The organism is Humibacter soli, from assembly GCF_054779035.1.
The window spans coordinates 2,096,033-2,114,019 of record NZ_BAAGYX010000001.1 but is presented as its reverse complement, the minus strand read 5'-3'; the positions used below and the strand labels follow the sequence as shown (position 1 = coordinate 2,114,019).

Annotated in this window: 1 protein-coding gene (cut by a window edge); it reads left to right on the top strand. The window is 71.5% G+C overall.

Annotated elements, in window-relative coordinates; all coding sequences use genetic code 11:
* Positions 1–32 precede the first annotated feature (32 nt).
* Positions 33–17,987, top strand: the 5' portion of a protein-coding gene (locus ACYVDN_RS09725; RefSeq protein WP_460570819.1) for a hypothetical protein. 13,764 nt of this gene lie beyond the right edge of the window; 17,955 of the gene's 31,719 nt are visible here — the first part of the coding sequence; the start codon lies at positions 33–35; its stop codon lies beyond the right edge, outside the window.

Genomic DNA, 17,987 nt, shown 5'->3' with positions numbered 1-17,987 from the left:
ACACGGCCAACACCTCGGCGACGACCCACAGCGTGCGCGTCTATGTCGACGGCGCCGATCTGGTCATCGACGACAACGGCGTGCTCACCCGGGTGCCGCTGGCGTCACTGACCTCGGCGACGATCACCGGCAGCGGCGCACACGGCGTGACGCTGACGATCGACACCAGCGCAGGTCCCGTCACGGTCCCGATCACGTTCTCCGGGTCAGGATCCGACTCGGTCGCCGTGATCGGCAACGGCGTGAACTGGACGGCCGACTCGGTGAGCGCAGGCAGCGTGGTCGCCCATGGCCTGACATCCCTCGCCTACAGCGGCGTGCGATCGATCAGCGCGACGGGAGCAGGCACGTTGCTTCACGGGCCCACCGCCGACACGACGTGGAACGTCACCGGGCACGACTCGGGATCGCTCGCCGCGACGGCGGGCGGAGCGTCGACCGGCTTCACCGGCTTCGACAACCTGCTCGGTGCTGCAGACAACCGCGACACGTTCGTGTTCGGCTCGAACGGATGGCTGGGCGGCGGCATCGACGGCGGCGCGGGCGGCTACGACACCGTCGTGGTGCACGCCGCGGGCGGACGCATCGTGTCCACCCCGAACGGACCGTCGAGCGGCACGCTCGCCTTCGCCGGACACACTCTGAGCTACGCAGGTCTCGAGCCGGTCACCATCACCGGCGTCACCGACGTGGTCGTCAACCCGTCCACCGCGAACGACACGGTCACCGTCACCTCGGACGGCGCCGGCCACATCATCGTGAGCTCGCCCGCGATGGAGACGCAGACCATCGACATCCCGAGCGGATCGCTGACCATCAGCGCGACGGCGTCGGGCGTGACCGTGACGGTCACCGGCGACCTCGATCTGCCGGGCGCACGGCTCGAGATCGACGCGGCAACCATCACCGTGACGCAGGGCGTGACCATCGACACCCGCTCGGCGACCGGCGCCGGGAACGTGACCTTCGCCGCGACGGATGCCGAGACCGGGGCGCCCGCATCCGCATCCGTCACGATCAACGGGGCGACGGTGCACGGCGGAACCATCACCCTCTCGGCCACCGCGACGCAGACGCCGTCGGGATCACCGGTCGCCGGTCAGAACGTCGTGTCGGCGACCTCCGCCGCACTGGTCGCCGTGATCGGCGCCGCGCTCCTCGACGCCGCCGGAGACGTCGCACTGAACAGCTCGTCGTCGGTGACCGCGAACATCACCTCGACCGGCACAGGAGCAAGCAGCGCCGCGGACGCCGCGATCGCCACCGCCACGATCGACAGCACAGCGACGACGAAGGTCAGCGATACCGCGACCGTTCACGCGAACGGCGCGCTCTCGTTGATCGCGGCGAACAACACAGCGGTGACCACCACCGCCGACGCAACCGCGGCGACTGCCGGAGCAGGCGTCGCAGTCTCGAGGGTGACGAGCAACACTGCCGCCTACATCGACAGCGACAGCACCCTCGGTCTCGCCGCAGGCAGCGTCAGCGTCGCTGCCGACTCGAACAACGTCGTGGTCACGGTCGCCAAGGCGAGCCCGGGCGGCTCGACCGCGAACGACTCATCGCCCGACTCCACGACCGACGGTCACGCCCAGGCCCCCGGGGGCACGATCGACGTGGCCGGTGCGCTGTCGTACACCGACCTTCAGCAGTCGACCCACGCGTACATCGCGCCGATCGGCGGCGGATTGGTCATCGCGGTCACGGGCACCAGCGGCTCGGGTGGGGCGGCGCCGATCGACGTGCACGCCGGCAACCAGGGATCGTCATCGGCCTCCGCCGACGGCAGTGCGGCGGCGAGCGATCCGAACGGGGTCGGTGTCGCCGTCGCGGTGAACACCGCGAACGTCACGACAGATGCGCATGTGTCGGGAGTGACGGTGACGACGCCTTCGATGAACGTCGAGGCGGTGACGAAGCCGACGGCGAGCGGCGCGACCAACACCTTCGGTGCGAGTGCGACATCCGGTGCAGGCGGAGGAACGAACGTCGGCGTCGCCGGTGCGGTCGCCGTCAACATCGTGACGCTCAACACCACCGCGACACTGACGGGTGCGCTCGTCACCGCGTCCGGCTCCGACGTGACGCTGGCCGCCACCTCGAACGACACCGATAACTCGACCGCAGCACCGGGCACCGACGGCACGGGAGCGGCGACCGGCATCGGGGCATCCGTCGCCCTCAACATCATCAACGACACCACGGCGGCGGGCCTCGGGGCCGGCTCCGCCCTCAGCGGAGCGCATAACCTGACGATCACCGCCGACTCGGTGTCGCCGGCGACCACGGTCTCGAAGGGCGCGGCGTACTCCAAGGACGTCGCGGTCGCGCCGGTGTACGCGCTGACCACCTCCAACGTGCGGACGACGGCGAACAGCGAGACGGGAACCCCGCTCATCCTCACCGGCACCTACACGGCGACCGCCCACCAGGTCTCGAGCGTGACCACCACGGCGACCGGCGAGGCTCAGGCGGACGGGTCGCTCGGCGTAGCGATCGCACAGACCTACGCGAACCACTTCGTGCAGGCGACCACGCATCGCGACGTGACGGCAGGCGGCGCGTTCAGCCTCACCGCGAACGGCGCCTCCGGCGTGACCACCACCGCCACTGCTTCCAACACCGGAGCCCCCGGCACGGACGCCTCACCGGCGTCGCCAGGAGACCTGGCCTCAGGTGCACGCACGTTCGCGGACAACGCGGCCCCGACGAGCGGTGGCGCCCTCCCGAACGGATCGGGCGGAAGCGGCGACAACCCAGGACCGGGCCAGCCCGCCACTCCTGCCGGAACGGTCAGCGTCGCCGCGGCGATCGCGATCACGGTCCACAGCGCGAACGCCGACGCCTCGATCGACGGCGTGACCATCGTCGCGAAGACCATCGGGCTGACCGCTACCGAGAACGTCTCGGCCGCCACCATCGCCTCCGGCGGCCCGTCGACCCGTGCCCCACCGGGTGGCGGAACGAGCATCGCAGCCGCCGTCGCGGTCACCATCGCCGATGTCGCCGTCACCGCGAACGTCGGACCCAACACCACCCTCACCACCACCTCCCTCGGCATCACCGCCGGCGTCGGCTCCACGAACGCCGCCGGAACCGCGGACCCGTCCGATCGGTTCGCCACCACCTCCACAGCTGGAGCCGGTACCAACGGCTCGCTGGGAATCGCCGGCTCCGTCGCCGTCCAATCGGCGACCGTCACCACGTCGGCCTCGCTTCTCACCGACGGCACCTCGTCTCCCGTCGTCAGCCTCACCGGCTCGCTCTCGGCACAGGCCTCGTCGTCCGTCGCCTCGACGGTGTCGGCACTCATGGGCGACAGCGGATCAGGCACTCCGACGACCGGCATCGGCGTCTCCTTCGCCCTCGCGCTGCAGAACGACACCACGACCGCCGCGATCGCGAACGGCTCCGTCGTCACCGGCGCCACCGACGTAACGCTCACCGCGACGACCCACGACGACGCGACAGTCACCGCGAAGGCGGGCGCGGCATCCACCGGCGTCTCGGTCGCACCGTTCGGCTCGGTGCTCGCGGCCAACGTCACCACGACGGCGCTCATCGGAACCGGCGCGACGCTCACGGCGACGGGAGCCGTGCACCTCACCGCCGAGCAGCACGCGTCGGCGACCGCCGTTGCCGATGGCACCGTGCAGGGCGGCGCGAAGGCCGCCGTCGGCGCAGGGCTCGCCCTCGTCATCGCCGTCGACAAGGTGGCGGCCACCGTCGCGAGGTCGATCACGGCGGCATCCATCGCGGTCGGCGCGACCGGATTCAGCTCGAGCACGGCGACGGCGACCGCCTCGGCATCGGGCGCACCGTCGAGCGGCTCGGCCGGCGGGGCGGGCAGCGGTGTCGACGACACCGTCACCGGAGCGAAGGGCACGGCGACCGATCTCGCGGCGCAGACCGGCAGCGGCGCACCCGGTACGACGAGTGCGCCGAGTGCGTCGACGTCCCAGGGCGGCGTCGCCGCAGCGGCAGCGATCGCGGTCGTGGTCTCCACTCCGACCGCGCAGGCGGCTGTGGTCGGAACCGGCGTCACGCTGACGGCATCCGGCGCGGTCACGATCTCCTCCGCACAGAACGCCGACGCCTCCACCACAGCGGACGGATCCGCCGTCTCCACAGCCGACCTCGTCATCGGCGCGGCCGTCGCCGTCACCCTGCTGCACGCGGTGAACACGGCGTCGCTGCCCGCGGGCGATGCGGTGAAGGCGACGTCGCTCGTGCTCTCCGCCACCGTCGCGGTCGACGGGGCAGACACCGGCTCGACCGTCGGGGCATCGGCGACCAGCGGCGCGGGCGGAGGCAGCGTGTCCGTTGCCGGATCGCTCGCGCTCGCCGTCGTGACCCCCCTGACCCAGGCGTCCCTTGCAGGAGCGGTGACCCTCACGGGCGGCGCCCTGACGGTCACAGCCGCGTCGGATGTCACCTCGACCGTGACCGCGGAGCCGACGCCAGCGGGCGTCACCGCGACGAAGGCGGGCATCGGGGCATCCGTCGCCCTCGACCTGGTCACCGATCAGACAACCGTGACGATCTCCGGAACGGTGAGCGGCGCGACCGACGTGACGCTCACCGCGACCACCAAGGATGCCGCGACCACCGAGGCGAAGTCCGGCTCGTCCGGCGGCGGGGTCGCCGTGGCCCCAGCGGTCGCGATCACCCTCTCGACGGTGCAGACCTCGGTCGCTGTGCTCGCCGGCGCGACCATCACCGTGACGGGCGCGTTCACGGCAGGAGCGACGCAGAACGCATCCGCGTCGACCACAGCGGGCTCCGCGGTGAGCGACGCGTCGTCGGCGGCAGTCGGCGTGAGCCTCGCACTGACCGTCGTGAACCACAGTGCGACGGCGTCGACGGCACGCTCGCTTGCGGCGGGCGGCGACCTGTCGCTCACGGCATCGGGCGTCTCCGCCTCCAGTTCGCAGGCGACCGCCTCCGTCGGTGGCGCCCCCGAGAACGGCTCGGGCGGATCGTCCGGCACCGGCGTCGACCAGCAGCTCGCCGACCAGCGCGGTTTCGCCGACACCACCTCTCAGGCCAACGGGGGCGCGAAGTCCGACTCAACGGGCACGCCTTCCGCGTCGACCAGCGATGGCGGCATCAACGTCGCGGCCGCGGTCGCGGTGACCGTCGTCGACACCAACTCCTCCGCCACGATCGACCCGACAGCGACGGGCATCGACCTGAAGTCGGGAGGCACTGTCACCCTCGGCTCCGCCGCGAACACCGATGCGGCGTCATCCGCCGACGGCTCCTCCGTCGCCCCTGGGTCCGCGTCGATCGGCGCCGGTGTGGCGATCGCCTTCGCGCACGTCGTCGACACCGCGGTTCTCCCGACGGGCGACACGATCCACGCGCACGCGGCCACCGTGTCGGCGGGCATCACGCCGAACGGTGCAGACACGACAGACACCTTCGCCGCTCAGTCGGCGAGCGGTGCGGGCGGCGGCAAGGTCTCGGTCGCCGGCTCGCTGGCCCTCGCCACGATCGACCTCGACACCCTCGCAGAGATCGGCGGTGCGGTGACCCTCACCGGCGGCGACCTCGGGGTGACGGCGAACAGCGCATCGAGCTCCACCGCGAAGGCGGAGCCGGTCGGCGCGGGTGTGAGCGGCGGGAACGTCGGCGTCGGGGCATCCGTCGCCCTGAACCTCGTCACCGACTCGACGGTCGCACGCATCGACGACGGAGCGAGCGTCACCGGCGCCGCGAATCTCTCGCTCACCGCGGGGTCGACGGACGCCGAGACCACAGAGGCCAAGATGGGCGCCTCCGGTGGCTCGGTCGCCCTGACCCCCGCGATCGCCGTCACGCTCACGAACATCACCACGACCGCCCTGGTCGGCGCCCTCGGTTCGGCGACCGCGGTGACCGGCAACCTCACGATCACGGCGTCGCAGACGGCGACGGTCTCCACGACCGCAGGTGCTGTCTCGACCGGTGCCTCGACCGCAGCAGCGGGGATCGCCCTCGCGCTGACCATCGCGAACGACGCGGTTCTGGCACAGACGGCGCGCAGCCTCACCTCTTCTGGCGACCTCACGCTCGCCTCGACCGGGCTGTGGTCGTCGGCGTCGTCGGCGACCGCCTCGGCGTCGGGAGCCGCCCAGACCACCGGATCGGGCGGCGGCGCCGGCTCCGGAGTCGACGACCAGGTGTCGAAGCAGCGCCAGCTCGCGGGCGACACAGCCGACGCCAACCACATCACCTCGGGAACCACGCCGACAGGCACCACGTCGACGCCGTCGGCGTCGACCTCGGGCGGAAAGGTGGATGTCGCAGCAGCCGTCGCCATCGTGGTGGCAACTCAGAGCTCGACCGCCACCGTGCTCGCCACGGCCCCGGCAGTGACGCTCACCGCAGGCGGAACCGTCGCCCTGACCTCCTCGCAGAACACGGACGCGGCCACCACCGCCGACGGCTCAGCCGTTGCGGGCGGAGCCGCGGCCATCGGCGCCGCGGTCGCCATCACCCTGGCCGATGTGTCGAACAGCGCGGCGCTTCCCGCGAACACCACGGTGGCGGCCAAGTCGCTCACGGTGTCGGCGACCGAGGCGACGAACGGCGCGGACTCCGTCTCGGCGTTCGGCGCACAGTCCACCAGCGGAGCGGGCGGCGGCAAGGTCTCCGTCGCCGGTTCGCTCGCCCTGGCGATCGTCAACCTCGCCACCCAGGCACAGCTCGCAGGCACCGGCCACCTGACAGGGGGCGCAGTGCTCGTCACCGCGAATGACGACACCACCTCGACCGTGAAGGCGGAGCCCAGCGGCGGCGGAGTCAGTCCTTCGAACATCGGCGTCGGGGCATCCGTCGCACTCAACATCGTCACCGACACCACGTCGGCGGTCATCGCGAACGGCGTCGCGCTCACCGGAGCAGGCAGCCTCACGCTGACCAGCACATCGACGGATGCCGCCACCACCGACGCCACGATGGGAGCGTCGGGCGGGAGCGTCGATATCGCGCCGGCGGTGGCGGTCACGCTCTCGACAGTGACGACAACGGTCTCGCTCGGCACCGGCGCGGTGCTCACCGTCACGGGTGACGTCAGCGCAACGGCCACGCAGAACGCGTCGGCGACGGCGACCGCGGGGGCTGCCGTGGCGGGGGGAACCACGGCAGCCGTCGGTGTGGCACTCGCGTTGACGATCGCGAACCACACGGTGTCGGCGACCACGGCGCGATCCGTGTCGGCCGGCGGCGCCATCAGGTTGCGGGCATCCGGAATCTCGTCGTCCTCATCATCAGCCACGGCATCCGCGTCGGGCGCCAAGGACAACTCGTCCTCCGGCGGCGGGGGAGCCGCCGGCGACGGGGTCGACCAGCAGATCTCGAAGGAGCGCACCAACGCCGACCAGGTCGCAGCGGAGAACAACGGGGCGTCATCCGGCACCACGTCGACTCCGAGCGCGTCGACCTCGAGCGGCAAGGTCAACGTGGCGGCGGCTGTCGGTGTCGTCGTTGCGACCGTGAAGTCCACAGCGACGGCGATCGGCACGGGCGTGACGCTGACCGCGGGCGGCGCCGTGACGCTGGCGTCGAGCCAGAACACGGACGCGACATCGGCGGCGGACGGCTCGGCATCCCAGGGTGCGACGGCCACGATCGGCGCGGGCGTCGCGATCACTCTCGCCCAGGTCGACAATGTCGCTGCCCTACCCGTCGGCGACACCGTCGACGCGCACGGCCTGACGATCAGCGCCACCGAGACCGTGAACGGTGCGGACACCACCTCGACGTACGGCGCGCAGGCAACCAGTGGGGCGGGCGGCGGGTCCATCTCGGTCGCCGGGTCGCTCGCGCTCGCCGTGGTGAACCAGAACACGCTTGCACAGCTCGCGGGCACGGCGACACTGCACGGAGCGAACCTCGCCATCTCCGCCGGAAGCGCGGCGGCGACGACGGTCAAGGCAGAGCCGACGGCCGGTGGCGTGATGTCCACGAACGTCGGTGTCGGCGCCTCCGTCGCACTCGCCATCATCACAGACACGACGAGCGCGGCGATCGCCAATGGCGTGTCCGTCACCGGAGCAGGCGGCCTCACGCTCACGAGCACGGCGGCGGATGACGCGACGACCGAGGCAAAGATGGGGGCCTCCGGCGGAGGAGTGGCGCTGTCGCCCGCGGTCGCCGTCACACTGTCGACCGTCACCACGACGACCACCATCGGCACTGGCGCGCTGCTGACGCTGACCGGAGCCCTCGCGGCCACGGCCACGCAGAACGCGTCGGCGAGCACGACGGCCGGATCCGTCGTGACGGGCGCCTCGTCCGCGGCGGTCGGCGTCGGACTCGCGCTGACTCTCTCCAACCACACCGTGACCGCGACCACGGGACGCTCGATCACCGCGAGCGGCGACCTCGCCTTCACGGCTGCCGGAACCTCGGCTTCCTCGGCGCAGGCGACCGCGTCGGCGGGCGGGGCATCGGAGAACGGCGGCTCAGGTGGCTCCGGCGGAGACGGGGTCGACCAGCAGATCTCGAAGGAGCGCACCAACGCCGACCAGGTCGCTGCCGAAAACAACGGCTCGTCATCCGGCGACACCGCGGCGCCGAGCGCGTCGACCTCCAGCGGCAAGGTGAACGTCGCGGCCGCCGTCGCGGTCGTCGTCGCGACGGTGACGTCCACCGCCACCATCGTCGGAACCGGCATCACCCTCACCTCGGGCGGCACCGTCACCCTTGCCGCGAGCCAGAACACGGACGCGGCCACAACGGCCGACGGCTCGGCAGTCGGCGGCTCGAGCGCGAACATCGGCGCCGCCGTCGCGATCACGCTCGCCGACGTCGACAACGACGCGGTGCTCCCGACCGGCGACAGCGTGCGCGCCCGCGGGCTGACCATCTCGGCGACCGAGACCGTGAACGGCGCGGATGCCACGAGCACCTACGGCGCACAGTCCACGAGCGGCGCGGGCGGCGGCAAGCTGTCGGTGGCCGGTTCTCTCGCGCTCGCCGTCGTCAACCAGCACACCCTCGCAGAGGCTGCGGGAGCCGTGACGCTCACCGGCGGGGACGCGAGCATCACGGCCGGCAGCGCAGCGGCATCCACCGTGAAGGCGGAGCCGACGGCGGGCGGCGTGGCGGCCACCAGCGTCGGCGTCGGAGCGTCGGTCGCCCTGAACCTGATCACCGACACCACGCTCGCGACACTCGACGACGGCATCGCACTCACGGGCGCCCGGAACGTCTCGCTCACCAGCTCCGCGACAGACGACGCGGTGACTGAGGCGAAGATGGGCGCCTCCGGCGGAAGCGTCGACATTGCGCCCGCCGTCGCCGTCACCCTCTCCACCGTCACCACGACGGTCGTCGTCGGCAAGCCCGGCGGCGTGCTCACCCTCACCGGCAGCTTCACGGGAGCTGCCACCCAGCACGCATCGGCGAGCACCACGGCGGGCGCCGTCGTCTCAGGCGGATCCACCGCGGCGGTCGGTGTCGGCCTCGCCCTCACGATCTCGAACCACACGGTCAGCGCGACGACGGCACGCTCCATCGCGGCGACCGGGGATGTCGCACTGAAGGCATCCGGCGTGTCGACTTCGTCGGCCTCGGCCCAGGCATCCGCCTCGGGCGCCCCGGAGAACAGCGCGGACGGCTCCGGCGGCGTGGGCAGCGGTGGCGGCGCGGGCGACGGCGTCGATCAGCAGATCTCGAAGGAGCGCACGAACGCCGACGACACTGCCGCGGCGAGCGGTGGCGCGAAGTCCGGGTCGACAGCGACACCGAGCGCCACGAGCTCCAGCGGCAAGGTGAACGTCGCAGCGGCCGTCGGCGTGGTCGTCTCGACCGTGCAGACCACGGCGACCGTGATCGGCACCGGCCTCGACCTCAAGGCGGGCGGCACGGTGACGCTGGCGTCGAGCCAGAACACCGATGCGGCCTCCTCCGCCGACGGGTCGGCCTCGCAGGGTGCGACGGCGACGATCGGCGCGGCCGTCGCGATCACTCTGGCTGACGTGACGAACCACGCGATCCTCCCGACCGGCGACACGGTGCACGCACGGGCACTGACCGTGTCGGCCACGGAGACGGTGGACGGCGCGGATGTCACGAGCACCTACGGTGCGCAGTCCACCAGCGGTGCGGGCGGCGGCAAGGTGTCCGTTGCGGGTTCCTTCGCTCTGGCGGTCGTGAACCAGGAGACGATGGCCGAGCTCGCGGGCGCGGTGACTCTGACGGGTGGCGATGCGAACGTCACCGCGGGCAGTGCGGCATCTACAACGGTGAAGGCGGAGCCGACGCCGGGCGGTGTCAGTGCGACGAGTGTGGGCGTCGGGGCATCCGTCGCTCTGGCTTTGATTCAGGATGACACCACGGCGTCACTCGACAACGGCATCGCCCTCACCGGTGCCGCCAACGTCTCACTGATCGCTACGGCGCAGGACGACGCGGTGGTCGAGGCGAAGATGGGTGCGGCCGGCGGCAAGGTCGACCTCTCGCCGGCAGTGGCGATCGCTCTCTCGAACGTGACCACCCAGGCTCTCGTCGGCACCCTCGGAACGACGGCCCTCACCCTGACCGGCAACTTCACCGGCACGGCGACCCAGAAGACCTCGGCATCGTCGACCGCCGGCGCGGTGGTCACGGGAGCGTCGAGCGCCGCGGTCGGTATCGGCCTCGCCCTGACGATCGCGAACGACACCGTCAACGGCACCACGGCGCGCAGCATCGCGGCCGGTGGCAACGTCACACTGGGCGCCTCCAGCGTCTCGGTCTCGTCCGCCTCCGCTTCGGCTTCGGCGGCCGGCGCGCCCGAGAACAGCGCCGACGGCTCCGGCGGAGCCGGCACAGGTGGCGGAGCCGGCGACGGGGTCGACACGCAGGTGCAGGGTCAGCGCGACTTCGCAGACACCTCCGCGGCGAGCAACGGCGTCAAGGGTACGGGCAGCGCGAGCACCCCGAAGGCGACATCATCGAGCGGCGGGGTCAACGTCGCAGCGGCGATCGGAATCGACCTCGCCACCGTGATCGCGAGCGCCACGATCCTTGGCACCGGCCTCGACCTGAAGGCGGGCGGCACGGTGACCCTGGCGTCGAGCCAGAACACCGACGCGGCGTCCTCCGCGGACGGTTCGGCGACGAGCGGCGGCACGGCGAACATCGGGGCGGGCGTCGCGATCACGCTGGCGGATGTCACGAATGACGCGATCCTTCCCGCCGCCGACACGGTGCACGCTCGCGCGCTGACAGTGAGCGCGACGGAGACGCCGAACGGCGCCGACACCACCTCGACCTACGGTGCGCAGTCCACGAGTGGTGCCGGCGGCGGCAAGGTGTCCGTTGCGGGTTCCTTCGCTCTGGCGGTCGTGAACCAGGAGACGATGGCCGAGCTCGCCGGAACGGTGACGCTCACCGGAGGCGACGCGAACGTCACGGCGGGCAGCGCGGCGTCCACGACGGTGAAGGCGGAGCCGACGCCGGGCGGTGTCAGTGCGACGAGCGTGGGCGTCGGGGCATCCGTCGCTCTCGCGCTGATTCAGGATGACACCACCGCCAAGCTCGACAACGGCATCGCGATCACGGGCGCGGCGAACATCTCGCTGACCGCTACGGCGCAGGACGACGCGGTGGTCGAGGCGAAGATGGGTGCGGCGGGCGGCAAGGTCGCTCTCGCCCCTGCGGTGGCGATCACCCTCGCGAACGTGACGACCCAGGCGCTGGTCGGAACGCTCGGCGGAACGCTGACCCTGACCGGATCGTTCACCGGGTCGGCCACGCAGAAGACCTCGGCGTCCACGACCGCCGGCGCGGTGGTCACGGGAGCGTCGAGCGCCGCGGTCGGTGTCGGCCTCGCACTGACGATCGCCAATGACACGGTCAACGGCACGACGGCGCGCAGCATCAACGCCGGCGGCGGAATCACCCTCGGCGCATCCAGCGTCTCGGTGTCGTCGGCGTCGGCCTCGGCGTCTGCCGCCGGTGCTCCTGAGAACAGCGCTGACGGCTCAGGCGGAGCGGGTACTGGCGGGGGTGCAGGCGACGGTGTCGACAGCCAGGTGCAGGGTCAGCGCGACTTCACCGACACCTCCGCCACCAACAACGGCGTGAAGGGCTCGGGCAGTGCCAGCACCCCGAAGGCCACCACCTCCGACGGCGGTGTCAACGTCGCTGCGGCGATCGGGATCGATCTCGCCACCGTCGTCGCCACCGCGACGATCGTCGGCACGGGCCTTTCGCTGACTGCGGGCGGAACGGTGACGCTGGCGTCGAGCCAGAACACCGACGCGGCGTCCTCCGCCGACGGCTCGGCGACGAGCGGCGGCACCGCGAACATTGGCGCAGGCGTCGCGATCACCCTCGCGGACGTCACCAACCACGCCGTTCTCCCCGCCGGCGACACCGTGCACGCCCGAGCGCTGACGGTCAGCGCCAGCGAAACCGTCGACGGTGCGGACGTCACGAGTACATACGGCGCGCAGGCGACAAGCGGTGCAGGCGGCGGCAAGGTCTCCGTTGCCGGCTCCTTCGCACTGGCGGTCGTCAACCAGGAGACGCTGGCACAACTCGCGGGCACGGTCACCCTGACCGGAGGCGACGCGAATGTCACGGCCGGCAGCGCAGCAGCGACCACGGTGAAGGCGGAGCCGACGCCTGGCGGAGTCACCGCGACGAGCGTGGGCGTCGGTGCATCCGTCGCCCTGGCGCTGATTCAGGATGACACAACGGCCACACTGCTCGACGGCATCGCGATCACGGGTGCGGCGAACATCTCGCTCACGGCGACAGCGCAGGACGACGCGACCGTCGAGGCGAAGATGGGCGCCGCCGGCGGCAAGGTGGACCTCGCTCCCGCGGTCGCGATCGACCTCTCGAACGTCACGACCACTGCGTCGATCGGTACGTTCGGCGGCACGCTGACGCTGACCGGCAGCTTCACGGCGACGGCGACGCAGAAGACGTCGGCGAACACCACCGCCGGCGCCGTGGTCAGCGGAGCGTCCAGCGCGGCCGTCGGCGTCGGCCTCGCGCTGACGATCGCCAACGACACGGTCTCGGGCACCACGGCACGCAGCATCAACGCCGGCGGCAACGTCACGCTGGGCGCGTCGAGTGTCTCAGGTTCGTCGGCCTCGGCCTCGGCGTCTGCCGCCGGTGCACCCGAGAACAGCGCTGACGGTTCGGGCGGAGCGGGGTCCGGCGGTGGCGCCGGCGACGGCGTCGACAGCCAGGTCAAGGGTCAGCGCGACTTCACCGACACCTCCGCCACCAACAACGGCGTGAAGGGCTCGGGCAGTGCCAGCACCCCGAAGGCCACCACCTCCGACGGCGGTGTCAACGTCGCTGCGGCGATCGGCATCGATCTCGCCACAGTGATCGCATCGGCAACCATCGTCGGAACCGGCCTTTCGCTGACCGCGGGCGGAACGGTGACGCTGGCGTCGAGCCAGAACACCGACGCGGCCAGTGCGGCGGACGGCTCGGCGACCAGCGGTGGCACCGCGAACATCGGAGCGGGCGTCGCGATCACTCTGGCGGATGTCACGAACCACGCGATCCTCCCGACCGGAGACACGGTGCACGCGCATGCGCTGACCGTGAGTGCCACGGAGACGCCGAACGGTGCAGACACGACGAGCACGTATGGCGCCCAGTCCACCAGCGGTGCCGGTGGCGGCAAGGTCTCCGTCGCCGGATCCTTCGCTCTCGCGGTCGTCAACCAGGACACCATGGCCGAGCTTGCGGGCAACGTCACTCTCAACGGCGGCGACGCGAACGTGACGGCCGGCAGTGCAGCAGCGACGACCGTGAAGGCGGAGCCGACGCCGGGAGGCGTGACCTCGACGAATGTGGGCGTCGGTGCATCCGTCGCTCTCGCGCTGATTCAGGATGCCACCACGGCGACGCTCGACAACGGAATCGCTCTCACCGGTGCAGCGAACATCACACTGATCGCCACGGCACAGGATGACGCCACCACCGAAGCGAAGATGGGCGCGGCCGGAGGCAAGGTCGCCCTCGCCCCTGCCGTCGCGATCACGCTCTCCAACGTCACCACCCAGGCCCTCGTCGGCACCCTCGGAACGACTGTCCTCACGCTGACCGGCAACTTCACCGGCACGGCGACGCAGAAGACCTCGGCATCCACGACCGCCGGCGCGGTCGTCAGCGGTGCGTCGAGCGCGGCGGTCGGCGTCGGCCTCGCACTGACCATCGCGAACGACACGGTGAACGGCACGACGGCGCGCAGCATCGCCGCAGGCGGCAACCTCACGCTCGGCGCCTCCAGCGTGTCGGCATCGTCGGCGTCCGCCTCGGCGTCTGCCGCCGGTGCACCCGAGAACAGCGCTGACGGCTCCGGTGGAGCGGGCACGGGCGGTGGCGCAGGCAACGGCGTGGACAGCCAGGTGCAGGGTCAGCGCGACTTCGCCGACACCTCGGCGACCAACAACGGCGTCAAGGGCTCGGGCAGCGCCAGCACCCCGAAGGCGACCACCTCGAGCGGCGGCGTGAACGTCGCGGCGGCGATCGGCATCGACCTCGCCACCGTGATCGCGACCGCGACCATCGTTGGCACCGGCCTCGACCTCAAGGCGGGCGGCACGGTCACCCTGGCGTCGAGCCAGAACACCGATGCAGCCAGCGCGGCGGACGGCTCGGCGACCAGCGGCGGAACGGCGAACATCGGAGCAGGGGTCGCGATCACGCTGGCCGACGTCACCAACAACGCCATCCTGCCGAAGAACGACACGGTGCACGCCCACGCCCTCACCGTGAGCGCGACCGAGACCGTCGACGGCGCCGACGTCACGAGCACCTACGGCGCCCAGTCCACGAGCGGTGCCGGCGGGGGCAAGGTCTCGGTGGCCGGCTCCTTCGCCCTAGCGGTCGTCAACCAGAAGACTCTGGCCGAGCTCGCGGGCGTCGTGACCCTGACCGGCGGCGACGCCGCGATCACCGCGGGCAGCAACGCAGCGACGACGGTGAAGGCGGAGCCGACGCCGGGCGGAGTCACCGCTACGAACGTGGGCGTCGGAGCATCCGTCGCGCTCGCTCTGATCGAGGATGACACCACGGCGACCCTCGACGACGGCATCGCGCTCACCGGCGCTGGCAACGTGAGCCTGACCGCCTCCGCTGGCGACGTCGCATCTGCCGAGGCGAAGATGGGCGCGAGCGGCGGCAAGGTCGACGTGGCCCCCGCTGTGGCGATCACGCTCTCCAACGTGACGACGACGGCGCGCATCGGGTCGCTGGCCACGCCGATCACCCTCACCGGATCGTTCACCGCTCAGGCCACCCAGGTCGCGGGCGCCTCCACCACGGCGGGTGCGGTTGTCGCGGGTGGATCCAGCGCCGCGATCGGCGTCGGGATCGCGCTGACCATCGCGAACGACACCGTGAGCGCCACCACCGACCGCAGCATCAAGGCGGGCGGGGATGTCACGCTGAGGTCGTCGAGCGTCTCCGGTTCGTCGGCGACCGCGCAGGCGTCCGCATCGGGCGCGCCAGAGTCGAGCGGTTCGAGCGGCGGCGCGGGCGACGGCGTCGACAGCCAGGTGCAGGGTCAGCGCGACTTCGCCGACACCTCGGCTGCGAACAACGGCGTCAAGGGCTCCGGTGCGATGGGCACTCCGAGCGCCTCCACCAGCGACGGCAAGGTGAACGTCGCAGCGGCCATCGCGATCGACCTCGCCACCGTGAACACGACGGCGACGATCGAGCACGACGGACTCGACCTCACGGCCGGTGGCGTCGTCACTCTGGCGTCGAGCCAGAACACGGATGCCGCGACGAGCGCCGACGGCTCTGCATCGCATGGCGCCACCGCGACGGTCGGCGCCGCGGTCGCCATCACGCTCGCGAACGTCACCAACCAGGCGGTGCTGCCCACCGGCGACACGGTTCACGCCCACGGCCTCACGGTGTCGGCGACCGAGACCACGAACGGCGCGGACGTCACGAGCACGTACGGTGCGCAGTCCGCCAGCGGCGCCGGCCAGGGCAAGATCTCGGTCGCCGGGTCGTTCGCCCTTGCGATCGTCAACCAGAACACGCTCGCGGAGCTCTCCGGTGTCGTCACCCTGACCGGCGGCGACGTCACGGTCGCGGCGGGCAGCAACGCGACGAGCACGGTGAAGGCCGAGCCGACGCCGGGCGGAGTCAGCGCGAGCGACGTGGGCATCGGAGCATCCGTCGCCCTGAACCTCGTGACCGACACCACCACGGCGAAGTTGGATGACGGCATCACCGTCACCGGTGCACACGACTTCACCCTGACGTCCTCCGCCACCGACCTCGCGACGACCGAAGCGAAGATGGGCGCACAGGGCACGGGCAGCGCCAAGGTCGCCGTCACCCCGGCCATCGCCATCACGATCTCCGACGTGACGACCTCGGCGACCATCGGCACCCTCACGACCGGCGGCCTCGTCATCACGGGCAGCTTCGCGGCGGACGCTTCGCAGACCGCGGGCGCGACCAGCTCGGCCGGTGCGGTCGCCGCCGGCGGCTCGACAGCCTCGGTCGGCGTCGCGTTCGGGCTCAACCTCGTGACGCACACCGTGACCAGCACGACGGGCCGGAACATCACAGCAGGCGGGTCCATCACCTTCCAGGCGTTCGGCTCATCGGCCGACGGGGCGTCCGCCTCGGCTTCGGCCAGCGGTGCACCGGGTACGAGCGACCCCAACGCGCCGTCCGGCGGCGTCGACGGTCAGGCCCAGCAGCAGCGCACCTTCGCGAGCGACACCTCGAGCACATACGGCGGCGGCGGTGCGAACGGCAGCGCCAACCCCTCGGCATCCACCTCGGACGGCAAGGTCGCCGTCGCCGCCGCCATCGCGATCAACGTCGCCGACGTCACAGCGACCGCCACCCTTCCCGACGGACTCACCCTCAAGGCCGGAGGAGCGGTCAGCCTGGCCTCCTCGGAGAACACCGACGGCATCGTCAAGGCCGACGGCACAGCAGTGCAGGCCAGCAACGTCGGCGTCGGTGCGGCCGTCGCCCTGAACCTCGTGGCGCTCGTGAACCGGGCCTTCCTCGGCGCTCGCACGACGGTCACGGCGAACGGCTTCTCCGAGAGCGCCACGATGACGAATGTCGCCGGCGACACCACGCACACCTTCACCGTCGAAGCGGATGCCGGAGCGGGGTCGCAGAACATCGGCGTCGCTGGCGCGGTCGCCCTGAACCTCGTCACCGACTACACCGAGGCGTATGTGCCGGGCACCGCCGTCGTCGGCGCGGGAACGGGCGACGTCAGCCTCGTCGCGCAGAACCTGCGCACCGACTCCGCGAAGGCGAAGGCCGACGCGAGCATCGGTGGTGGCGGCAAGGTGGGCGTCGGGGCATCCGTCGCCATCAACGTACTTACCGACAACGTGACGCGCGCCGAGGTGGAGGACGGAGCGGTGCTCACGGGAGGCCGCAACGTCACGCTCAGCGCAACGAGCTCCGACCCCGTGACCAACTCGGTGACGGCGGGCTCCGCCGGATCGAGCGTCGCGGTCAGCCCGGCGGTCGGCATCAACATCGTCAGCCCGGTCACGATCGCGCGGCTCGGAACGGGCGGCGCGCTGACCGCGACCGGAGCGGTGCAGCTCACCGCAACCCACACCGGCTCTGCCTCGGTGACCGGCGACGCGAACGCTGCAGGGAACGGCGTGGCCGTCGGGGCGATCATCGCGCTGAACATCCTGACCGTGACCACGACAGCAGCGACCTTCCGCAACATCACGGGCACGTCCGTTCTGATCTCCGCGTCCACGACGACGGCGGGCGAAGCGGATGCCACGGCCAGCGCCCAAGGATCGGCGAAGGGCACCGGCGGCAACTCCGACTCGCAGGCGTCTCAACAGCTGAACGGCACGCCGAGCACCGCGGGCAAGTCGGGACCGCTGCCCTCATCCAGCGACAGCGTGAGCAGCGCGAACAGCCAGTCCAGCAGCCAGTCGGGTCAGTCCGGCCAGGGCGTCGGCGTCGGCGCGGCCGTCACCGTCAACTGGGTGGTCGACACCACGACCGCCAGC